General features: G+C 63.8%; 24 protein-coding genes. 17 read left to right on the plus strand and 7 right to left on the minus strand.

Annotated elements, in window-relative coordinates; genetic code table 11:
• Positions 1-229: 229 nt before the first annotated feature.
• From IVB42_RS00895 to IVB42_RS00905, 3 genes are all read right to left on the minus strand, one after another.
• Entirely contained in the window at positions 230-823 is a 594-nt protein-coding gene (locus tag IVB42_RS00895) for a cytochrome b/b6 domain-containing protein (protein ID WP_018459674.1), read from the minus strand.
• Positions 824-870: 47 nt separating this feature from the next.
• Complete coding sequence (locus tag IVB42_RS00900) at positions 871-1,149, minus strand: PepSY domain-containing protein (RefSeq protein WP_007598654.1); 279 nt, start codon at positions 1,147-1,149, stop codon at positions 871-873.
• Between the two features lie 221 nt (positions 1,150-1,370).
• On the minus strand, positions 1,371-1,721 hold the full coding sequence (locus IVB42_RS00905; RefSeq protein ID WP_018459672.1) for a hypothetical protein: 351 nt from the start codon (positions 1,719-1,721) through the stop codon (positions 1,371-1,373).
• Positions 1,722-1,827: 106 nt separating this feature from the next.
• Here IVB42_RS00905 and IVB42_RS00910 point away from each other — a divergent pair, with 106 nt between their 5' ends.
• Entirely contained in the window at positions 1,828-2,358 is a 531-nt protein-coding gene (locus tag IVB42_RS00910) for a TetR/AcrR family transcriptional regulator (protein ID WP_247295815.1), read from the plus strand.
• 61 nt (positions 2,359-2,419) lie between these two features.
• Complete coding sequence (locus tag IVB42_RS00915) at positions 2,420-2,617, plus strand: Trm112 family protein (protein WP_018459670.1); 198 nt, start codon at positions 2,420-2,422, stop codon at positions 2,615-2,617.
• Positions 2,618-2,735: 118 nt separating this feature from the next.
• Here IVB42_RS00915 and IVB42_RS00920 read toward each other — a convergent pair whose 3' ends face one another.
• On the minus strand, positions 2,736-3,956 hold the full coding sequence (locus IVB42_RS00920; protein WP_018459669.1) for a ubiquinone biosynthesis hydroxylase: 1,221 nt from the start codon (positions 3,954-3,956) through the stop codon (positions 2,736-2,738).
• A gap of 139 nt (positions 3,957-4,095) precedes the next feature.
• Here IVB42_RS00920 and tesB point away from each other — a divergent pair, with 139 nt between their 5' ends.
• On the plus strand, positions 4,096-4,959 hold the full coding sequence (gene tesB / locus IVB42_RS00925) for an acyl-CoA thioesterase II (protein WP_018459668.1): 864 nt from the start codon (positions 4,096-4,098) through the stop codon (positions 4,957-4,959).
• A gap of 40 nt (positions 4,960-4,999) precedes the next feature.
• Here the strand turns inward: tesB and IVB42_RS00930 are convergent, their stop codons facing one another.
• Positions 5,000-5,881, minus strand: coding sequence for a DUF4339 domain-containing protein (locus tag IVB42_RS00930; RefSeq protein ID WP_247397673.1), 882 nt, complete (start codon positions 5,879-5,881; stop codon positions 5,000-5,002).
• A 238-nt stretch (positions 5,882-6,119) separates the two neighbouring features.
• Between IVB42_RS00930 and IVB42_RS00935 the strand changes: the two genes are divergently transcribed.
• The 13 genes from IVB42_RS00935 to xth all read left to right on the plus strand — a co-directional run bounded on the left by IVB42_RS00935 (position 6,120) and on the right by xth (position 19,721).
• Positions 6,120-6,458 carry a P-II family nitrogen regulator gene (locus IVB42_RS00935; RefSeq protein ID WP_007598647.1) on the plus strand — a complete coding sequence of 113 codons (339 nt, stop codon included), beginning with the start codon at positions 6,120-6,122 and terminating at the stop codon, positions 6,456-6,458.
• 125 nt (positions 6,459-6,583) lie between these two features.
• The gene (locus tag IVB42_RS00940) at positions 6,584-7,885 is read left to right on the plus strand and encodes an ammonium transporter (protein ID WP_018459666.1); all 1,302 of its coding nucleotides are present in this window, start codon (positions 6,584-6,586) and stop codon (positions 7,883-7,885) included.
• A gap of 41 nt (positions 7,886-7,926) precedes the next feature.
• On the plus strand, positions 7,927-8,241 hold the full coding sequence (locus tag IVB42_RS00945; protein WP_018459665.1) for a metalloregulator ArsR/SmtB family transcription factor: 315 nt from the start codon (positions 7,927-7,929) through the stop codon (positions 8,239-8,241).
• The gene (locus IVB42_RS00950; RefSeq protein ID WP_018459664.1) at positions 8,238-8,612 is read left to right on the plus strand and encodes an SRPBCC domain-containing protein; all 375 of its coding nucleotides are present in this window, start codon (positions 8,238-8,240) and stop codon (positions 8,610-8,612) included. The genes IVB42_RS00945 and IVB42_RS00950 overlap by 4 nt, the downstream gene beginning before the upstream one ends.
• A gap of 42 nt (positions 8,613-8,654) precedes the next feature.
• Complete coding sequence (locus IVB42_RS00955) at positions 8,655-9,257, plus strand: ATP-dependent Clp protease proteolytic subunit (protein WP_018459663.1); 603 nt, start codon at positions 8,655-8,657, stop codon at positions 9,255-9,257.
• Between the two features lie 435 nt (positions 9,258-9,692).
• A complete protein-coding gene (locus IVB42_RS00960; protein WP_007598642.1) occupies positions 9,693-10,031 on the plus strand; it encodes a P-II family nitrogen regulator in 339 nt (112 codons plus the stop codon).
• Between the two features lie 38 nt (positions 10,032-10,069).
• Positions 10,070-11,518: an ammonium transporter gene (locus IVB42_RS00965; protein WP_018459661.1), complete on the plus strand. Its 1,449-nt coding sequence runs from the start codon at positions 10,070-10,072 to the stop codon at positions 11,516-11,518.
• 205 nt (positions 11,519-11,723) lie between these two features.
• Positions 11,724-13,322 (plus strand): caspase family protein, encoded by a 1,599-nt coding sequence (locus tag IVB42_RS00970; RefSeq protein ID WP_247397675.1) that lies wholly within the window; start codon positions 11,724-11,726, stop codon positions 13,320-13,322.
• Positions 13,323-13,441: 119 nt separating this feature from the next.
• On the plus strand, positions 13,442-13,846 hold the full coding sequence (locus IVB42_RS00975) for a GFA family protein (RefSeq protein WP_018459659.1): 405 nt from the start codon (positions 13,442-13,444) through the stop codon (positions 13,844-13,846).
• 310 nt (positions 13,847-14,156) lie between these two features.
• Positions 14,157-15,371, plus strand: a complete 1,215-nt coding sequence (locus IVB42_RS00980) for an aminotransferase class I/II-fold pyridoxal phosphate-dependent enzyme (RefSeq protein ID WP_026233857.1) — start codon at positions 14,157-14,159, stop codon at positions 15,369-15,371.
• Positions 15,372-15,380: 9 nt separating this feature from the next.
• The gene (locus IVB42_RS00985) at positions 15,381-17,855 is read left to right on the plus strand and encodes a DNA translocase FtsK (RefSeq protein ID WP_026233856.1); all 2,475 of its coding nucleotides are present in this window, start codon (positions 15,381-15,383) and stop codon (positions 17,853-17,855) included.
• Positions 17,856-18,006: 151 nt separating this feature from the next.
• The gene (locus IVB42_RS00990; RefSeq protein ID WP_018459655.1) at positions 18,007-18,762 is read left to right on the plus strand and encodes an outer membrane lipoprotein carrier protein LolA; all 756 of its coding nucleotides are present in this window, start codon (positions 18,007-18,009) and stop codon (positions 18,760-18,762) included.
• Positions 18,763-18,905: 143 nt separating this feature from the next.
• Positions 18,906-19,721 carry an exodeoxyribonuclease III gene (gene xth, locus IVB42_RS00995; protein WP_018459654.1) on the plus strand — a complete coding sequence of 272 codons (816 nt, stop codon included), beginning with the start codon at positions 18,906-18,908 and terminating at the stop codon, positions 19,719-19,721.
• Between the two features lie 120 nt (positions 19,722-19,841).
• Here xth and IVB42_RS01000 read toward each other — a convergent pair whose 3' ends face one another.
• Positions 19,842-20,285 carry a cyclic nucleotide-binding domain-containing protein gene (locus tag IVB42_RS01000; protein WP_007598631.1) on the minus strand — a complete coding sequence of 148 codons (444 nt, stop codon included), beginning with the start codon at positions 20,283-20,285 and terminating at the stop codon, positions 19,842-19,844.
• A 58-nt stretch (positions 20,286-20,343) separates the two neighbouring features.
• Positions 20,344-21,030: a response regulator transcription factor gene (locus IVB42_RS01005; RefSeq protein ID WP_007598630.1), complete on the minus strand. Its 687-nt coding sequence runs from the start codon at positions 21,028-21,030 to the stop codon at positions 20,344-20,346.
• Between the two features lie 235 nt (positions 21,031-21,265).
• Between IVB42_RS01005 and IVB42_RS01010 the strand changes: the two genes are divergently transcribed.
• The gene (locus IVB42_RS01010) at positions 21,266-21,802 is read left to right on the plus strand and encodes a L,D-transpeptidase family protein (protein WP_018459653.1); all 537 of its coding nucleotides are present in this window, start codon (positions 21,266-21,268) and stop codon (positions 21,800-21,802) included.
• The last annotated feature ends 1 nt before the right edge of the window (position 21,803 follow it).

A 21,803-nucleotide genomic window follows, 5' to 3' on the forward strand; every position in this document is an offset into this window, starting at 1 on the left:
TTGTGCAACGCCTGATTGCATGCTTATTGGTTGCTTAACGTGGTCAGTGCAATTTGAAATCTGGCGGGCGCCCGCGCAGGACAATGCGCGCCACCGGTCGTAGAGCCAACCGAGAGCACTCTGGAACCGGCAGCGAGGCCTGGAGCGGAGGAAGGCGACACCGATTGGCGGGGGAGGAGACGCGCCGAACCGAAGCTTCGGTTCTGACACAATCAGAACCAATAGTGCTCTAGAGGTGATGACGGATGCGCTTACGTCCAGTGATCATCGCGCTGATCAGATTCTCGCGCTGAAGACGCCCCATCATCAGCACGCCCAAGACGTGCAGCACGATCAGGACGATGACCGCGTCGGATGAATAATGGTGAGTGTCCTCGACCCACCAGACACCGAAAAAGGTCACGGTCACCGACATCGCGCCCGTGATCGTCGAGACCGCCAGCGAGACCAGCAGCGCCACCAGCATCAACGTGCCGGCTGGATTGAGACCGATATAGCGGCCGGTGATGCCGCGGCGCAGATTCCAGAGATAACCCGGCGCGGCCCGAAGCCTGACGCCGACCATGCGAAAGCGCGAATAGCGGCTTCCCCAAAAACCCCAGACCAGACGGAACGCAAGAAGGCCGAGTACGGCATAACCGACGATGCGGTGAAGTCGGTCATAGACGGTCGGCGTGAACCACGCGGCCAGAACGCAAGCCGCGAGCGCCCAGTGCCAGAGCCGCAGCGGGAGGTCCCAGACCGCGACTGTCCGCGCGGCGGTTCGATCCGCGGGGGTCCGGTCGGACCCCCCGCGAGCGTGCGGCACCGTTTCTTCGATCAAGCGAGGACCACCCTCAGGCGTAGCATTGCGCAGACACTTCGCGCGGTCTACTTCGCAATCGTGTGCTTCAGGCTGAGATCTTCTGGGCTGTAGAACAGCTCGTAAAGCTTGCCTTCCTTGACGCCGTAGACCTCGTAGCACGAGCCTTCGATCTTGGAGCGCCGCACCTCGTAGCCGAGCGCCTTGGCCTTGGCTTCGGCGTCGCTCGCCGGCTTCCACGACGCCTTGTCGAGCTTGGTGCAGTCCTTGAAACCATCGGCCAAGGCTGCCGATCCCATGCCAATCCCGATCGTCAATGCAACGGCAACAACACGAATAACCTTCACAAACGTCTCCTCTTCTGTCGTGGGCGCTGCGCCGGCAGGCGAAGCGGGACCGAAGGAAGCAAAGCACATGATGAAGTCAATGCGGTTCGCGGCCAGTTCGCTTTAGAGTTATTCTAACGATCCGAAAAAGTTCAGCGCTCTCCGTATGCAGCGCGCATTTGAGACGACACTGCGGCCTTACGTCTCACGGTTTGACAGCAGGCTGATCCCGACGCGCAAGCTCAGTAGCCAGCAACCGCCATGACGACGACGGCGGTGAGCGCCATCCATCCAAAATGCCGGCCGCTTGTGGCCCATGCGTTGGCGAGAGCGGAGAAGCCGAACACACCGGCCATGGTGACGACGATCCAGTGACGCGCTGGCTCCGATTGCATCCAGGGCGCCGCGATCAGGAGCACACCGCCGCCGATCCAGGCGACGGTCGAGGCCTGCCAGACCAGGCGGATCAGGGTGCGGAGCCGCTCCGGCTCGATGCGGGCGCGGGCAAAGACCTTGGTCTCGCCGAGAATGCCATGAATGAGGGCCACGGCAATGGTCAAGACCCCGGCGCACTGGAGCAAGAGATCACGCATCGTCAAAGCTCCCTGCAAATATGGTCCATACAGTTATGTATGGTGGGATAGGCGCTGGCCTGCCGGCTGTCAATACACTAGTGTATGTTTGCATCCGGAACCCGACATGGCCGAACAGCTGACCGCCGACGACTGGATCAAACAGGGACTGAAGGCGCTCGCGCGAGACGGCTTCACCGCGCTGAAGGCCGATCCGCTGGCAAAAGCCATGGGGGTCTCGCGCGGCAGCTTCTATTGGCATTTCGCCGATCTCGGCGCATTCCATGCTGCTCTCTTGAAGCGCTGGCGCGAGATCGCGGCCGAGCAGATCATCGCCGATGTCGAGGCGGACAGCGACGAGCCGCTGAAAGCGCTGCTGCGCAGGACTTTTGGCGCGCGGCTCGACCTCGAGCGCGCGGTGCGGAACTGGACGGCCTTCGATGCGGCGGCACAAACGGCGGTGCGTGCCATCGACCGGCGCAGGCTCGACTATATCGAGGAGCTGCTGAGGAAGCGCGGGTTCGAGGCGGCGACAGCGCGAGCCCGCGCGCAAATCCTGTACTGGACGTTTCTCGGCTTCGCCCTGTCGGGCCCGCCAGCGCCGGCCGCGCGGCTTGAGGGCCTGCTCGACGAGATTCTGCGGATGGTTGCCGCTTGAGGCGACGCGATGGGCTGCTACGATTTTTTATGCTAGAGGCAACCGACCGTCGGAGACCCCCATGAACGCGCCCACCGAACGCCCCGAAGCCAGCGTCGATCCCAAATTGCTGGAGATTCTGGTCTGCCCGCTGACCAAGGGTCCGCTGGAGTTCGATGCTGCAAAGCAGGAGCTGATTTCGCGCAGCGCCAAGCTCGCCTATCCGATCCGCGATGGCATCCCGATCATGCTGCCGGAAGAGGCCCGCAAGATCGATTGAGGGACTTGTGGCCCGATGAGAGACTTGTAGCCCGGATGGAGCGCAGCGAAATCCGGGGTTCCTCGTATGACGCAGCGGCCCCGGAATACGCTGCGCTCCATCCGGGCTACCGAAAATCCTACAGCGCCTCGCCCTTCAACAGCCGCGGTATCTCACCGGTCAAACCCGCGGCTTGGCGGATAAAAAGATTCTTCAGCGGCGGGGCGCGATCGACGAGGCCGAGGCCGATGTCGCGGACGGTGCGCAGCAAGGTGGACTGGTTGGAGAACAGGAAGTTCAGCGAGTTGGTGGCAACGCCCATGGCCATGGTGTCGAAGCGGCGCCAGCGCTGATAACGTTCGAGCACGTCGACGCCGCCGATATCCATGCCGAGCCGCGCGGCATCGACCACGACCTCGGCCAGCGCGGCGACGTCCTTCAGCCCCATGTTGAGACCCTGGCCCGCGATTGGGTGGATGACGTGGGCGGAATCGCCGACCAGCGCGAGGCGCTGGGCAATGAAGGAGCGTGCGACGAAATAGGACAGCGGAAACGCGCGCGGCTTGTCGAGCGCCTTCACCTCGCCGAGATGCAGGCCGAAGCGCTGCTCGAGCTCGCCGTGAAATTCCCCATCGCTCAACGCAACGATACGCGCGGCTTCGCTGCGGCGCTCGGTCCATACCAGCGAGGAGCGCTTGCCCGAAAGCGGCAGGATAGCAAACGGACCCGCCGGCAGAAAATGCTCTTCGGCGCGGCCTTCGTGATCGCGCTCATGGCCGACAGTGACGACGATGCCGGATTGATCATATTCCCAGCCGTGGGTGGCGATGCCGGCGCGCTCGCGCAGTTTCGACTTCGCACCGTCGGCCGCAACCAGGAGGCTCGCTGCAATCACGCTGCCATCACCGAGCGTCACGTCGATACCTTCGGCCCGCGCGTCGTAAGACGACACTGTGGTCGCGCGGAGATCGATGCCCTCGGCCTCGGCGCGCACCACCAGCGCATCAATGAGGCGGCGGTTCTCGACCATATGCGCGAAGGGCTCACCCGGCGCGACGTCGCCGGCAAAGTTGAGGAACGCCGGACGGGTGGCGTCTTCCAGCTTGGAATCGGTGACAATCATGTCGAGGATCGGCTGCGCCTCGCCCCTGACGTCGTCCCAGGCGCCGATCGCCTCGAACAGGCGGCGGCAGGCGGCCACGATCGCGGTCGCGCGCGGGTCCCGGCTCGGACGTGTGGAGAGCGCGGGGTCGGCGACGATGACGGGGATCTCGGGGCCGAGCCCCTGGCGCAGCGCCAGGGCCAGCGCCAGGCCCGCAAACGCGCCGCCACCGATGACAATGCTACCCTGTACCGACATACCCAATTCCCGGCTAAATCCTGGCCTTGCTAGCAGACTTGAGGTGGGCGAAACAGTGCGGTGAAACAAGGGCGGATAGCCCCCATTGTGTCGATCCGGAGCAGCGAACCCCGGGGCGGCAAGGCGAAAGCTGAAATCCATGTCCAAGAGCCTGATCGACCTCATCTCGATCCTCGACCTCGAACAACTCGAGGTGAATCTGTTCCGCGGCAACAGTCCGAAGACCAGCTGGCAGCGGGTGTTCGGCGGCCAGGTGATCGGACAGGCGATGGTTGCAGCGTGCCGCACCGTCGAGGGCAGGCTGCCGCATTCGCTGCATTGCTATTTCATCCTGCCGGGCGATCCGCAGATCCCGATCATCTATCAGGTCGAGCGCCTGCGCGACGGCAAGAGCTACTCGACGCGACGCGTCACCGCGATCCAGCATGGCAACGCGATCTTCTCGATCATGGTGTCGTTCCACGCGGAGGAAGAGAGCGCGTTCGATCATCAGGACAAGATGCCCGACGTGCCGCCGCCGGAAAAGCTGACGGCGGAGGAAGTCGCGAAGCAGCCGATGTTCAAGGAGATGCCGGAGTTCATCCGCCGCTATTATGAATCCGACCGTCCGATCGAGCTGCGCCCGGTCGAGCTCGGCCGTTATTTCGGTGAGAGGATCGAGGACGGCCGCATCCATGTCTGGATCAAGACCGCGGCAACGCTGCCGGACGATCCGGCGCTGCACATGTGCGCGCTGGCCTATGCGTCGGACTTCTCGCTGCTCGATGCGATTATGGCGCGCTACGGCCGCACCCTGTTCGACAAGCGCATGATGCCCGCGAGCCTCGACCACGCGATGTGGTTTCACCGCCCGTTCCGCGCCGACGAATGGCTGCTCTACGCACAGGATTCGCCGAGCGCGCGAAGCGGCCGCGGCTTGACCCGCGGCTCGATCTTCAAGCCTGACGGCACGCTGGTGGCCTCCGTCGCGCAGGAAGGCTCGGTGCGCGAACGGAGAGCCTAAGAGGCACAAGCACGATCGATCGCGCTTGTGCCTTTCGAGGTCAGGCCCGGAGCGATCCCCGCGGAGCCAGAACCGTCTCCGACGCGAACCAGTTCATGATCCAGCGATAGACCCACGGGATCGGGATGATGAAGCCGCACAGGAATGCGGCCACGATGCCCCGCCAGAGAATCCCGAGACCGCTGCCGTTGAACACGATCTCGCGCCGCGTGCCTTCGATGCTGCGGCAGAACCAGCGCATCTGAGCCGCGGCGACCCAGGCCCAGCCGATGATGGTGATGATGGAAATCGCGAACAGCAGGCTCCAGCCGACATAGGCCCAAACCGTGCCGGTGAAGCTCAGGCCGAGCGGCTGCCCATTGGAGGCGAGATTCGCGACCATCCATTTGATCAGGAGCCAGTACAGAACGAGCTGGGCGATGAACAGCAAATTGCTCAGCAAGGGAACGCCGATGTAGCCGATCACGACCGCCAGAACGATGAAGCCGAAATACCAGGGCACCAGCGCCATCGCATTGCCGGTGAAGCTGAGATTGGGCCGCCCGGGGACCTTCACGCAGGACACGATCCATTTCGTGTACCAGACGAACACCCACGGCACCGGGATGATGAAGCACATGCCGATCAGCATCACGATGCTGCGCCAGGTGAACTCGAGGATGCCGAAATCGACCGCCAGCGATCCTCCGGCGCCACCGCCGCCGTAGCCCATCATCGGCGGGCCGCCAGCCGGCATCATCGGGGGCGCACCGCCCCCGCCGATCAGGCCGGGGATTTCGGCCGCCTTCTGCCAGCCGGCCATGCCGTCCGACCACACCAGCGTATCCGGACGCACGACTCCCTGGGCGACGAGGTCACGGAATTGCCCTTCCGGATAGGGCCCCTGCTGCTTGCCCTCGGATGCGTAGAACCAACTCGCCATGAAGCGTCCCCCTCGAACATAGTTTTGTACCGGCCGCGACGCTTGGGTTCATCGCATCCATGCCAAAAACGCATTGTGGAGGATGAACGGCTGCCCTGTACAGAGGCGGCCGTTCACATGGCCCAACGATTTTCCGCTTCAATCTGCAAGTTTTTTATGCCATTTGCCCGGAAAGATGCCAGATTGACGCTGCGCCGGGGACATACGGCGCGGCGCATCCCGGGGAATAGGCCTGACCATGAAACTCGTCGTCGCGATCATCAAACCCTTCAAGCTCGATGAGGTCCGTCAGGCCCTGACGGCGATCGGCGTTCACGGCATGACCGTGACCGAAGTGAAGGGCTATGGCCGCCAAAAGGGCCACACCGAGATCTATCGCGGCGCCGAATATGTCGTGAATTTCCTGCCGAAGCTGCGGATCGAGATCGCGGTTGCCTCCGATATCGCCGAGAAGGCCGTCGCGGTCATCACCGCGACCGCGCGCACCGGCCAGATCGGCGACGGCAAGATCTTCGTCACGCCGATCGATCACGCGACCCGCATTCGCACCGGCGAGACCGACAGCGACGCGCTCTAGATTTTTGCTTTGACGCGTTTTCTTTTCGCGAACCGGTAACCGCTTCGCTCGACAACGCTCTTCTTCGATCGCACCGGGCAACGGCGCCACGGCGTGCGACACAATCAATAGCTGGGGGAAACGACATGGCGGGATTGTTGCGCCGCGCGGCTGCTATCGCCGCGCCGATCGGGCTTGGGTCGATCATGGCTTCGCCGGCGCGTGCCGCGGGCTCCGAGATCAACACTGCCGACACCGCCTGGATGATCGTCGCCACCGCGCTGGTGCTGATGATGACGATCCCGGGGCTCGCGCTGTTCTATTCCGGCATGGTGCGCAAGAAGAACGTCCTCGCCACCATGGCGCAGAGCCTCGCCGCAGTGACGATCATCTCCATTCTCTGGGTCGCGTTCGGCTATTCGTTGTGCTTCGTCGGCGACGGCCCGTGGATCGGCACGCTCGACCGCTGGTTTCTCTCCGGTATGACCATGGACAGCGTCAACCCGGCGGCGAAGACGATCCCGGAAGCGCTGTTCATGCTGTACCAGATGACGTTTGCGATCATCACGGTGGCGCTGGTCGCGGGCGCGGTGGCCGACCGGATGCGGTTCTCCGCTTATCTCCTCTTTTCCGTGGCCTGGTTCATCTTCGTCTACATTCCACTCGCGCATTGGGTGTGGGGCGGCGGCTTCCTCGCCGGAATGGGCGTGCTGGATTTCGCCGGCGGCCTCGTGGTGCATCTGTCGGCCGGCACCGCCGGCCTCGTCGCGGCGAAGGTGATGGGACGCCGTCATGGCTACGGCACGGAAAATCTCTCGCCATTCGATCTGTCGCTCGCGGTGATGGGCACCGGCCTGTTGTGGGTCGGCTGGTTCGGCTTCAACGGCGGCTCGGCGGGCGCAGCCAATTCTCGCGCGGTGATGGCGATCATCGCGACCCATCTCGCAGCCTGCTCCGGCGCGCTGACCTGGGGCGCGATCGAATGGTCGACGCGGCGCAAGCCGTCCGTGCTCGGCATGATCTCCGGCGCGGTGGCCGGCCTCGGCACCATCACGCCGGCCTCGGGATTCGTGGCGCCCTGGCACGGCATCGTCATCGGCGTGATCGCAGGCCTCGTCTGCTACTGGGCCTGCACCTGGCTGAAGCACCGCTTCGACTATGACGATTCGCTCGACGTGTTCGGCGTCCACGGCATCGGCGGGATGACCGGGACCCTGCTGGCCGGCGTGTTCGCAACGAGCGCGATCGGCGGCACCGCCGGCCTGCTCGAAGGCCATCCGCAGCAGCTTCTTATCCAGCTCTACGGGGTCGCCGTCACCTTCGTCTGGTCGGCAGGCATGAGCTTCGTCCTGCTCAAGCTGGTCGGTCTGTTCGTGCCGTTGCGGGTCTCCCGCGAGCACGAACTCGAGGGGCTGGATATTTCGCAGCACGGCGAGGCGCTGCAGTAATTGGGCTTGCGCAACACATAAGCGTATGCTTATGTGTCGCCATGATCGAAGCCGACATCTTCAAAGCGCTGGCCGACCCGACCCGCCGCAAGGTCTTTGAGAAGCTTGCCGGCGGAAGCCTGAATGCCAGCGCCTTGCGCGACGGATTGGAGATCAGCCAACCGGCGATGTCGCAGCATCTCGCGGTGCTGCGCGGCGCGGGCCTGGTGCGCGAACAGCGGCAGGGCCGCTTTGTGAATTACGAAGTCGATCCCGAAGGAATCTCCGCGATCGGGGCCTGGCTTGCGCGCTACCGCGCCTATTGGCCGAAACGCATGGATGCCCTCGCCGATCTCTTGAAGGAGATGGATCAATGAGCGACGCCGTGAAGCCTGATCCCTCCGACGCAGACTTGGCGCTCAAAACAGACCTGGTGCTCGAATATGAATTCGATGCGCCGCCGGCCAAGGTCTGGCGCGCGGTGACCATTCCGGCTTTGCGCGAGCGCTGGTTGCCGGATTGCGATCTTGCGGGCGCCGAGCCGGAATCAGCGATCCCGGGCCAGGAGGTGCGCTACCGGCTGCGCGATTCCGAACCGCCGTTTCGCGAAAGCCATGTCATCTTCCGGATCGAGCCGAACGAGGATGGCGGCACCCGCTTTCGCATCATCCAGCAAGCCTGCGAGATCCGTATGAAGCTGCCGCAGCCGGCCAACAGCAATGGCTGCCTGATGCGCGCGGCCGCCTGACACCAACACCACTTCATCACCCGCAGAAAATGGAGGTCGCCGATGCGCGACATGCTTCAGCTCGTCCCTATGGTCGTCGAACAATCCGCCCGCGGCGAGCGATCCTTCGACATCTATTCGCGCCTGTTGCGCGAGCGCATCATCTTCCTCAATGGCGAGGTCAATGATGCGATGTCCGGACTGGTCTGCGCGCAGCTCCTGTTTCTGGAGGCGGAGAATCCGAACAAGCCGATCAATCTCTACATCAATTCCTATGGCGGCGTGGTCACCAGCGGCCTTGCGATGTACGACACCATGCAATTCATCAAGGCGCCAGTGCATACGCTGTGCATGGGCACCGCGCGCTCGATGGGCTCGTTTCTGCTGATGGCCGGCGAGCCCGGTCACCGCGCCGCCCTGCCCAATGCGAGCCTTCACGTGCATCAGCCGCTCGGCGGCTTTCAGGGCCAGGCGTCCGACATCCTGATCCACGCCACCGAAATGCAGGAAACCAAGCGGCGCATCATCCGGCTCTATGCCCAGCATTGCGGGCGCCCCGAACCGGACGTGGAACGGACCTTGGACCGCGACCATTTCATGACCGCGCAGCAGGCGGTCGACTGGGGCCTGATCGACCGGGTCTTCGCGGAACGCAGCGCCGCCTGACGGTCCCTGCCGGGGACCCGTCCGGCAAGCCTCGCCCGCTCAAGCAGGTTGGCCGGTTGCGCGCATTCCGTGAGCACAAGTGCGACGGGCCCGATATTTCGCGGCACGACAAGCCCTGCAATAGGCGCGCGCCTTACGGAAATACCTTTCTGCTGCCCTACGTGTGAGCACCAATGTGTCGACAGCCTGTCGTGCCTGTATTTTAATCAGGCATGGTCAGGTATTGAGCGCGGCGTAATGGCGCACTGCACGGCACTACGCGTCAAACGCGAAAACACCCGTTTTCATAGTCCGTTAGGCAACACGCCCGATCTGGCACGGCATTTGATTCTAAGGGTCCTGGCTGTGCCCGCGTAGTGAACTTTCTCCCTCGTGGCGAACCAGTCGAGAAGCGCCCGGCCACGTCCGGACCGGGCCCAAGCGGGGATAGGACCCATGAAAATTGTTATGGCGATTATTAAGCCATTCAAGCTGGAAGAAGTCCGTGACGCCCTGACCGCCATCGGCGTTCACGGTCTCACGGTGACGGAAGTCAAGGGATATGGCCGCCAGAAGGGCCATACGGAAATCTATCGCGGCGCCGAATATGCCGTGAGCTTCCTGCCCAAGATCAAGATCGAGGTCGCTGTCGCCTCCGACCAGGTCGACAAGACCATCGACGCCATCACGACCGCCGCGAAAACCGGACAGATCGGCGACGGCAAGATCTTCGTCATCAATCTCGACCATGCGGTTCGCATCCGCACCGGCGAGGCCGATGCTGCGGCCCTTTGATTTCGCGCTCAATCAAAATTCAATCAGGAGTAAATGAAATGACGTTTAAGCGTCCCTATGGCGCGGGATTGGCGGCTCTCGCAGTCGGCCTGTTCGCTGCGACCGCAGCCTACGCCGAGCCAACGGTCAACAAGGGAGACAACGCCTGGATGCTGACATCGACAGTGCTCGTGCTGTTGATGACGATCCCCGGCCTCGCGCTGTTCTACGGCGGCCTCGTCCGTTCCAAGAACATGCTCTCCGTCCTGATGCAGGTGTTCTACACCGTCTGCGTCGTCACCGTGATCTGGGCCGTGTACGGCTACAGCCTCACCTTCACCGGCGGTTCCGACTTCATCGGCGGCTTCTCCAAGGCCTTCATGATGGGCGTCACCACCGACTCGAAGGCCGCGACCTTCTCGGTCGACGCCAACATCTCGGAGCTCATCTATATGTGCTTCCAGATGACCTTCGCGGCGATCACGCCCGCCCTCATCGTCGGCGCCTTCGCCGAACGCATGAAGTTCGCGGCGCTCGCGCTCTTCGTCCCGCTCTGGGTCACGCTGATCTACTTCCCGATCGCGCACATGGTCTGGTACTGGCCCGGCCCGGACATGATCCAGGACGCAGCCAAGGCTCTGGCTGCTGCGGCTGATGGCGCGGCGAAGACCGCAGCGCAGGCCAAGCTCGATGAGATCAACGCCGACGCAGGCTGGATCTTCAAGAAGGGCGCGATCGACTTTGCGGGCGGCACCGTGGTGCACATCAACGCCGGCATCGCAGGCCTCGTCGGCGCCCTGCTGATCGGCAAGCGCGTCGGCTACGGCAAGGAGCTGATGGCTCCGCACTCGCTGACGATGTCGATGATCGGCGCCTCGCTGCTCTGGGTCGGCTGGTTCGGCTTCAACGCCGGCTCCAACCTCGAAGCCAACGGCGGCGCAGCCCTCGCCATGACCAACTCCTTCGTCGCCACCGCAGCCGCCGCGCTGTCGTGGATGTTCGCGGAGTGGATCATCAAGGGTCACCCGTCGGTGCTCGGCGTCATCTCCGGCGCTGTCGCGGGCCTCGTGGCCGTCACGCCTGCCGCCGGCTTCTCCGGCGTGATGGGTGCGATCGTCCTCGGCCTCGTGGTCGGCGTGGTCTGCCTGTTCTTCTGCACCGTCGTGAAGAACGCGCTCGGCTACGACGACTCCCTCGATGTGTTCGGCGTGCACTGCGTCGGCGGCATCATCGGCGCCCTCGGCACCGGCATCCTCGTCAATCCGGCGCTGGGTGGTGCGGGCATCATCGACTACACCGCGATCCCGCCGAAGGTTGCCGATTACGACTTCGCGGCGCAGATGATCTCCCAGGTCTGGGGCGTCGGCACCACGCTGGTGTGGTCGGGCATCGGTTCGGCGATTCTCTACAAGGTCGTCGATGTGATCGTTGGCCTCCGCGCCAATGTCGAGAGCGAGCGTGAAGGCCTCGACATCACCGAGCACACAGAGCGCGCCTACAACATGTAAGTCTCCTCCCGGGCGCGGCCTCCTCGGAGGTCGCGCTCACAACTACGGTTTGGGGCACATACCCGGCAATGTCCCGACCGTTGAGGGGCTCCAGCGCAAGTTGGAGCCCCTTTCTTTTTGGTCCCGTGCCGCTGGGCCGTCATAAGTTAAATTGCATTGCTGCGAGCTTGCTGAATATCATGCTCCCCGTTTGGAGCAGGATTTCATGCGTCTGCCCTATTGCCTAGTCTGGTGTTTCCTGTTGCTCGCTTTGTCGAGCCTCGATGCCCGCGCGGACAAGCGCGTCGCGCTGGTGATTGGCAACGGCGCTTACCGAAACGTTCCCCCGCTCGCCAATCCGACCAACGATGCGGCCGATGTCGGCGCGGCCCTCAAGCGATCGGGGTTCGATCCTGTTGTCACGACCGACCTCGACCAGTCCGCCATGCAGGACACCATTCTTCGCTTCGCGCGTGAGGCCCGCGGCGCCGATGTCGCCCTGTTCTATTACAGTGGGCACGCGCTCCAGTTCGCCGGCGTCAACTATCTGGTGCCTGTCGATGCCGTCGTTCGCGACGAGGTCGATCTGCGCCGTCTGGTGCGCGCCGACGAGATCCTGGCGGATCTGCAGCAGGCCAAGAACCTGCGCATCCTCGTGCTCGACGCCTGCCGCGACAATCCATTTGCCGACGAGTTGCGGCGAAACGTCGGACAGGGCCGTGGCGTCACCGTCTCACGCGGCCTTGCCAAGATGGAAAGTCCCGAGGGCACCATCATTTCCTACGCGACACAGGCCGGCCGGACCGCCGACGACGGCAGCGGCCGCAACAGCCCCTACACCAGCGCGTTCCTGGAGCACATCGGCGACAAGGGCAACGTCAACACGGTATTTCAGACGATCAGCGCCGGCGTCTACCAGCGCTCCAAAGGCTCGCAAGTACCGGAGCTGTCGCTGTCGTTCTTCGGCGAGTTCTACCTGAACGGCAAGCCCGAGACGGCGGCGTTGTCGCCTGCGACGCCTCAGGTCGATCCCTGCGCGGAGGCCGGAGACCATTGGCGTAGCGCGGAAGCGCTGGGAACGCTCGCGGCATTCAAGGATCACCTCGCACGCTTCCCGGCCTGCGCGTTCGCAGATCTGGCGAAATCGCGCGTCGAGACCTTGGCGAAACCATCAGACACCGCCAAGCGCGTAACCGCATTCGATGGAACCTGGATCGCGAAGGAGACTTGCGAGAACAAGCCCCCATTTCCCGAGGCCTATTTCCAGTATGCCCTGCGCGTCAAGGATGGCGTGCTGCACACTCTCTCCGGGGAAGAGGGCAAGCCCGGTGCCACAATCTATGACGGGAAGATCGAAGCGGATGGCAGCGCGACTGTCACCGTCAACGGGCTGATTGGCGAGAAGGATCCGCTGCGCCGCACAGCCGGCGCGCCCTATCAGTACAAGCTCGCACTCGAGCTGAAAGGAACCACCGGCGCCGGCGTCCGCACCGATACCAGCCGACCGTGTCGGATGGAACTCTCCAAGCTGACGACACAGAGCCCCGCTGCAAGTCCGGGCCGACCTGATTCGAAGCGGGCGCCCAAGCGCGAGGACAAGACGGCCGTGCTGCCGCCAGATCAGGCCGGAGCAGGGCAACCGCGGCAGACCGGAAGCGGCATGAGCTGTTCGTTCATGCGAAGCAGGTGCGCCACGGCATGCGTCGGTATGGGTGGCCGCGCGGATTGCGCTTCAACCGCTTGTCCACGGCTGGAAGCCGAGTGCATGAGCAGCGGGTGCTGGCGCGGCCGGGGATTCAACGGCTGCGGACTTGCCAAGAGATAGATGCACGAACCGGCTGCAGGAGGTCTGTCTTGGTCCGTCCAGGCGAAAGAAAAAGATTGCCATTCCACACCGCCCGCGCAGAAATATCGACCACAAGAAACAACAATCGGGAGGTCGTCATGCGTTTGGAAGGCGGATGCTATTGCGGCGAAGTGCGCTATGTCGCCGAGGGCGACCCGATGATGCAGGCGCAGTGTCATTGCCGCGAGTGCCAGTACATCTCGGGCGGCGCGCCCAACACCTTCATCGCGATGCCGGCGGCTGGCTTCAGCTACATCACCGGGCAACCCAAGCAATTCGCGCGCAAGGACCTCGAACGCGCCGTCACGCGCGAATTCTGCGCTCAATGCGGGACCCATCTGGTGACCAAGGTTCCCGGCCTGCCGGCGGCGATCCTGAAGGTCGGCACGCTGGACGAACCTGCGCAGTTCCATCCGCAGATGGCGATCTACACCTGCGACAAGCAGGACTTCCACGCGATCCCCGCGGGCATGGCGACATTCGAGAAGCTGCCGGGGCATTAGGGCGCCTATCCGCCAAAGCCGTCATAAGCCGTCATGCCCGGGCTTGTCCCGGCATCCACGTTCTTGGACGCCGTCGGAAAGGCCGTGGGTGGCCGGGACAGGCCCGGCCATGACATCGCCAAGACGTCCACCCCCTCGCAATGGCATGACCAGCTCCGAGAGCCGCCCGTGGCCTCATTATTCCTGCTCTGGACCGAGGCGGCGACCGATGGTTAATCGCGTCTTAACCTCGCCCTATCTATGGTGAACTGAACCGCTTCCCGTCGGCGCCGTGCTGCGACCGGCTGTTCCAAGAGTGCTGGCGTCCAGAATGGCTATGACCGCTTCATCCCGTGCGCCGCAGGACAGTGGAAGCTCCGATAGCGAACGCTCTCCCTTCGTCCGGCTGAACGAGCTGCTGGCACCGCATCAGCCCGGCAAGCCTTTGATTTCGCTTGCCGTCGGCGAGCCGCAGCATCCGGTGCCTGATTTCGTCGGCCCGGTACTGGCCAAGCACATCGCCGATTTCGGCCGTTACCCCGCGAACAAGGGCACCGACCCGTTCCGCTTGGCCGCGGGCGCCTGGCTGTCGTCGCGTTTCAAGCTGCCGCGACCGCTCAATCCCGAGAGCGAGATTCTCGTCCTCAATGGCAGCCGAGAGGGGCTGTTCCTCGCCGCCATCGCGGCTGCGCGCTATGTCGGCCCGCGTCCCGGCAAGCCCGCGATCCTGATGCCGAACCCGTTCTATCCGGTCTATGGCGCCGGCGCCCGCGCCGCTGCTTGCGAGCCGGTCTACCTGCCGACCACCGCCGAGAACGGCTTCCTGCCCGATCTCGACGCCATCGACGAGGCGACGCTGGCGCGCACGGTGGCGTTCTATCTGGCCTCGCCCGCCAACCCGCAGGGATCGGTGGCCTCGCGCGATTATTTCATTCGCCTGAAGCAGCTCGCCGACCGCTACGGCTTCGTGATCCTCAGCGACGAGTGCTATTCGGAGATCTACACCCGCGAAGCGCCCGGCAGCGCGCTCGAATGCGCTGGCCCTGATTTCACCCGCGTGGTCGCGTTCCAGTCGCTGTCCAAGCGCTCGAACCTGCCGGGCCTGCGCGTCGGCTTCGCCGCCGGCGACAAAAAACTCATCGGCATGTTCCTCGAATTGCGCAACATCGCGGCGCCGCAGGTGCCGGTCCCGTTGCAGCATGTCGCGACCGTTGCTTACGGCGACGAGGCGCATGTCGAGGAGAACCGCAGGCTCTACCGCATCAAGTTCGATCTCGCCGACCAGATCATCGGCAATCGTTACGGCTATCGCCGGCCCGATGCCGGCTTCTGCGTCTGGCTCAACACGTCCGAAATCGGCGACGATGTGTCTGTGTGCCTGAAACTCTTCAAGGAAGCAGGCGTGCGCGTGGTGCCCGGCAGCTATCTGGCGCGGCTCCAGCCCGACGGCTTCAATCCCGGCGCAGGCTACATTCGCCTTGCGCTTGTGCAGGATGGCGAGACCACGGCGCAGGCGCTGCACCGCCTGGTCGAGACTCTGGGTTAGGCGGGGCCCATGAGCATGTCGACAATCGAACGTGTCATTCCCTTGGTCAGCCATCTGCCGCCCTCGATCCGCGAGGGGCTGGCGCGGCGCGTGCGCGAGCTCAGCGGTCTCGGCCTGATCGCATTGTCGGGCGCCGCCTCGGCGGCGCTGATGACCTGGTCAGTGCAGGATCCCAGCCTCAGCCACGCAACGTCGCGGCCGATCCGCAATATTCTCGGCTATGCCGGCGCGATCGGCGCCGACCTTGCGATGCAGATCCTCGGGCTCGGCGCGATCATGCTGGTCCTGACCGTCGCGGTCTGGGGCTGGCGCATGCTGACCCACCGCCCGTTCGACCGCGAGGCGCTGCGGCTCGGCTGCTGGATTCTCTGCACGGTGATCGCGGCGGGCTTCGTCAGCTGCTGGCCACATGGCGGCGCCTGGCCGCTGCCGACAGGCCTCGGCGGCGTGGTCGGCGATGCCCTGGTTCGCGCGCCCGCGGTGATCTTCGGACCGCCGGGCATGATCTATCGCATCGTGCTCGGCACGATCCTGTTCGCCGCGATGGCGGCGACCTTCCTGATCGCCTGCGGCCTCGGCGCACGCGAGCATGACGACGAACTCGCTGAGATCGAGGACGATGACAAGCCGCTCGACCTGGACGAGGAGAGCGATCGCGGTTCGGTATCGCTGGGCTGGCTGTTCCACGCCTTGATGAGCACGAAGGCACGACTGATCTGGTTGCTTGGCGCGGCCTACCGCTCGCTGGTCTCGAGCGGACCGAAGACCAAGGCCGTTGCCTTCAGCCGTCAGGAGCCGAAGCTCGGTGGCGGCCGCGCCGCGCCGCCGATCTCGCCGCAGTCCGAAGACGAGCACGACGAGGACGAGCACGAAGAAGACCACGAGGAGGAAGAGGAGGAGGAGCCCGCCGCGCGCGCGCCGCGCAAGAAGGCTGCTCCAAAGGCTGCTTCCAAGAAATCTTCCGACAAGTTCGAGCTTCCGTCCGTGTCGGTGCTGGCCGCGCCCAAGGCCGGCGATCGCCAGCCGCTCAGCAAGGCCGAGCTGGAAACCAATTCGCGCGCGCTCGAAGGCGTGCTGCAGGATTTCGGCGTTCGCGGCGAGATCGTGAAGGCCCATCCGGGTCCCGTGGTCACGCTGTACGAGCTGGAGCCGGCGCCGGGGATCAAATCGTCGCGCGTGATCGGACTTTCCGACGACATCGCCCGTTCGATGAGCGCGCTCTCGGCGCGCGTCGCCGTCGTGCCGGGCCGCAACGCCATCGGCATCGAGCTGCCGAACGCGCATCGCGAAAAGGTCTATCTGCGCGAGCTGCTGGTCGCCAAGGAGACTGTCGATTCGGTTGCGAAACTGCCGCTCTGCCTCGGCAAGACCATCGGCGGTGATCCCGTCATCATCGACCTCGCACGCACGCCGCACATGCTGATCGCCGGTACCACCGGCTCCGGCAAGTCGGTCGCCATCAACACCATGATCCTCAGCTTGGTCTATCGGCTGCGCCCGGACCAGTGCCGCCTGATCATGGTCGATCCGAAGATGCTCGAACTCTCCGTCTATGACGGCATTCCCCATCTGCTCACGCCCGTCGTGACCGACCCGAAGAAGGCGGTGGTCGCGCTGAAATGGGCCGTGCGCGAGATGGAAGAGCGCTACAAGAACATGGCCAAGCTCGGTGTGCGCAACATCGACGGTTACAACACGCGCTTGCTCGAATTGAAGGCCAAGGGCGAAGAGCCGACGCGCACGGTGCACACCGGCTTCGACAAGGAAACCGGCAAGGCGATCTACGAGGAAGAGAAGCTCTCGCTCGACCCGCTGCCCTACATCGTCATCATCGTCGACGAAATGGCCGACCTGATGATGGTTGCCGGCAAGGACATCGAAGGCGCGGTGCAGCGCCTCGCGCAGATGGCGCGCGCCGCCGGCCTGCACGTGATCCTCGCAACGCAGCGTCCATCGGTCGACGTCATCACCGGTACCATCAAGGCGAACTTCCCAACCCGCATCGCCTTCCAGGTGACGTCCAAGATCGACAGCCGCACGATTCTCGGCGAGATGGGTGCCGAGCAGCTGCTCGGCCAGGGCGACATGCTCTACATGGCCGGGGGCGGTCGCATCAGCCGCGTGCACGGACCTTTCGCGTCGGACGAGGAAGTCGAGAAGGTGGTGCGCCACCTCAAGACGCAGGGACAGCCGGAATATCTCGAAGCCGTCACGGCCGAAGAACCCAGCGAAGACGAGGACGGCGCGGTGTTCGACGCGTCCGCCATGGGCGCGGATGGCGGCGGCGATTTGTTCTCGCAGGCTGTTGCGATCGTCAAACGCGACCGTAAGGCCTCTACCAGCTATATCCAGCGCCGCCTGCAGATCGGCTATAACCGCGCCGCATCGCTGATGGAGCGCATGGAACTGGAGGGCATCGTCGGACCCGCCAACCACGCCGGCAAGCGCGAGATCCTGGTCGAGGAAGAAGACAGCCATATGTGAGGCGAGCCGCCTCAAACCATCATTCACGCAAAAACGTTATCTGCTTTTGGCCGAAATCACGCTAAAAGGGCGCCCAGCCACACAGGACGACGCGTTGATCAGACATCCGGACATTCGATTCGCTGCCATTGTCGCCGCGCGGAGCGCGCGCATGGCCGGCGTAATTCTCGTCACCGCCGCGATGGTGATCACGGCGTCGTTCGCGCAGACCGTTCCCGTGCCGAAGCCTGCACCGAAGGGCCGCGACGGCGGTCCGGCCGTTGGAGGGCCCGCGGTCACCGGCGCGACCCAGACGCCGCCCAATCCGGTGATTCCGGATCCACGCCGCAACGTGCCGAGCAGCATCTTCCAGACCTTCGATGCGAACCAGAAGGCCCAGGCCGCCAAGGTCAGCGCCTATTTGTCGTCATTGTCGACGCTGGTCGGGAATTTCGTCCAGGTCGGCCCCGACGGCAGCAAGACGCAAGGCGACTTCTACATCCAGAAGCCGGGCAAGGTGCGCTTCGAATATGACGCGCCGAGCCCGATCGACATCGTCGCCGACGGATCGTCGCTGGTGGTGCGCGACCGCAAGCTCGCGACGCAGGACGTCTATCCGCTGTCACAGACACCGCTGCGTTTCCTGCTGTCCGACCGCATCGACCTGATGAAGGACACCAACGTCGTCAACGTCTCGGCCGACGACGTCTTCGTCAGCGTCACCATCGAGGAGAAGCAGGCGCTGGTCGGCACCAGTCGCCTCTTGCTGATGTTCGGCGCCAAGGACGGCCAGTTGAAGCAGTGGACCGTCACCGACCCGCAGGGCTACGACACCACGATCGCGGTCTATAATCTGGATACGAGCAAGAAGCTCGATCCCGGCATGTTCAAGATCGATTTTACCAATTACGGCCCGTCGCCGGGCTGAGACTTACTCGCTGCTGCGATGATCGACATGCCCGGGCTTGTCCCGGGCATCCACGTTCTGGACCTACAATCTGGACCTACAAAAAGGCGTGGATGGCCGGGTCAAGCCCGGCCATGACGGATGGAGTTTGTTAGATCAATCTCATGCGTTTTTCCCTGACAACCTGGAACATCAATTCGGTGCGGCTGCGCATCGATCTGGTCGCAAAATTTCTCAAGAGCGCGCGGCCGGACGTGCTGTGTCTCCAGGAGACCAAGTGCATCGACGACGCTTTTCCGCTGAAGCGCTTCAAGCGGCTCGGCTACGAGCATGTCGCGTTGAACGGCCAGAAGGGTTATCACGGCGTCGCCATCGTCTCGAAGATTCCGTTCGAGTCGAAGGACATCCGCACCTTCTGCGACAAGGTGGATTCACGCCACATCTCGGTGTCGTTCGGTGAGAGGGCCGGGATCGCGAAACCCCTGGTGGTGCATAATTTCTACGTGCCCGCCGGCGGCGACATTCCCGATCCCGCGCTGAACGAGAAATTCGATCACAAGCTCCGCTTCCTCGACGAGATGAAGGCGTGCGAGCCGTTGCATCCGCGCGGCGAGGATCGCCACATCCTGGTCGGCGATCTCAACGTTGCCCCGCATGAGAATGACGTCTGGTCGCACAAGCAGCTTCTGAAAGTGGTGTCGCACACGCCCATCGAAACCGAGAAGCTGCAAGCCGCGCTCGCCGCCGGCGAATGGGTCGATGTCGCGCGCGATCGCATTCCGATGTCGGAAAAGGTCTACACGTGGTGGAGCTACCGCTCCGCCGATTGGACTGTCGGCGACCGCGGCCGCAGGCTCGACCACATCTGGGTCTCGCGCGCGCTGAAAGATGCGGTGAGTGATTTCAAGATTTTGCGCGATGCGCGGAGCTGGGAGCGTCCGTCGGATCATGTGCCGGTGACGGTGACGCTCGAGGTTTAATGTCGCTCTGGCGAAAGCCAGGCCCATTACACCAATCTTCGTTGTTGCGCGAGGACATCGGCAATCGCACCAAGCCAGAAACATTTGGGATGACGGGTCCTGGCCTTCGCCAGGACGACATCACGACGTCAGCTTCGCACCCGCCATCAATATATCGCTGGCGATCTGGCTGGAGCGCACCGCGAATTCGTCGCGCAGGCGGACGGCGGCGGCGGGGTCGCTTTCGAGCACACGCTGAAACAGGCTGCGCGCGACGCGGATGACGGAGGCGTGCTCGATCGCGATCGCGCTCGACGGCCGCTTCATCGGCACGATCAGCGCGAGCTCGCCGATCAACGCACCGGGACTTGCGATCATCTCCGCACCGGCGCCGTCGTCGACCCGGAAGGCGCCGCGCTGGACCACGAAGCCGGCATCGGCATCGTCGCCGAGATTGAACAAGACGTCGCCGCGGACGAAGTCACGCTGCTCGGAGCCGATCGCCAGCATGCGCAACGAAGCGTCTCCCAACAGGCGCAGTGTCGGGACACGCTCGAGAAGCGCTACATCATCGTCGATTGACATTCAGGTCCGGGGCTCAAGGGCACGCAATCTAAAACGATTCGCACGCCCCTGAAGCGTATCACGGCACCAGCTTGTAGCCACCGGCTTCCGTGACCAGGATTTCCGGGTTCGCGGCGTCCTTCTCGATCTTCTGGCGAAGCCGGTAAATGTGGGTTTCCAGCGTGTGGGTGGTGACGCCGGAATTGTAGCCCCAGACCTCCTGGAGCAGGGTCTCGCGCGAGACCGGCATCTGGCCGGCCCGGTAGAGGAAGCGGAGGATGGCGGTTTCCTTCTCCGTCAGCCGGACCTTGCGCGCATTGGCGGCGGTCAGCATCTTGGAGCCGGGCCGGAAAGAGTAGGGGCCGACCGAGAACACTGCGTCCTCGCTGGCTTCGTGCTGCCGGAGCTGGGCGCGGATGCGCGCCAGCAGTACGGCGAAGCGGAAGGGTTTTGCGACATAGTCGTTGGCGCCGGATTCCAGCCCCAAAATCGTGTCGGAATCGGTGTCATGCCCGGTGAGCATGATGATCGGAGCCTTGAACCCGCCCTTGCGTAAGGAACGGACCACTTCGCGGCCATCGGTGTCGGGCAGGCCAACATCCATCAGGACGAGATCGGGGGCATTGGCCTTCGCGGCGCTCGCGCCCTTGGCGCCGGTATCGACCGCGGAGGCTTCAAATTCTTCGTGCAGCGACAATTGCTCCACCAACGTATCGCGCAGATCGGTATCGTCATCCACGATCAGGATCTTGCGGGCATTGGCCATAGGGGGTCATCCTTTTGGGGTCCGGCGCGGCGCGCATCCATGCTGCACCCGGCCGAGAGGGAAGTTTAGGGGTCGCCGTTATTATTGTTGTTCGTCTTGAAGTAGTGGGCTGTTACCGATTCACAAGCCAGAACCACTCTAACCTAGAATAGCAGGCCGTTTTGATGAATGTCCTGTAATGAATTCGACATCGCACGTTCACATGAAAAATAAAGCTGCTTCAGCTAGTTACACCATGAACCGGAGCGCCGGGCCGCTCTCGGTGATCCGCGTTAAGCCTGCCGCCGGGAAGCCGCGCCGGGGCTGGCTGACCGCCGGAGCGCTGACGATTCCGGTGGCGCTCGGACGCGGCGGCATTCTGGCGAACAAGCGCGAGGGCGATGGCGGCACCCCGCGGGGCAGCTTCCGTCCGAGGCGATTGTGGTGGCGGGGCGACCGGCACAGCCGCCCGCAGACCTTCCTGCCGGCCCGGATCATCACCGGCGAGGACGCCTGGTGCGAGGATCCCAAGGACCGTCATTACAATCAGGGAATCCGCCTCCGCCAGGGGCAGGGCGGCGACCGGCTCAAGCGGGCCGACCATCTCTATGACTTCATCATCGAAATCGACCACAATACGAGGCCGCGGATCGCCGGCCGGGGCAGCGCGGTGTTCTTGCATCTGGCCCGCGACAATTTCGGCCCCACCGCAGGCTGCGTCTCGATGACCGAAGCGGCGATGCGACAATTGCTGCGGCGGCTTGGACCAAAAACAAAAATCATCATCGGATGAG

Source organism: Bradyrhizobium sp. 45, assembly GCF_023073155.1.
Classification (GTDB): Bacteria; Pseudomonadota; Alphaproteobacteria; order Rhizobiales; family Xanthobacteraceae; genus Bradyrhizobium; species Bradyrhizobium canariense_D.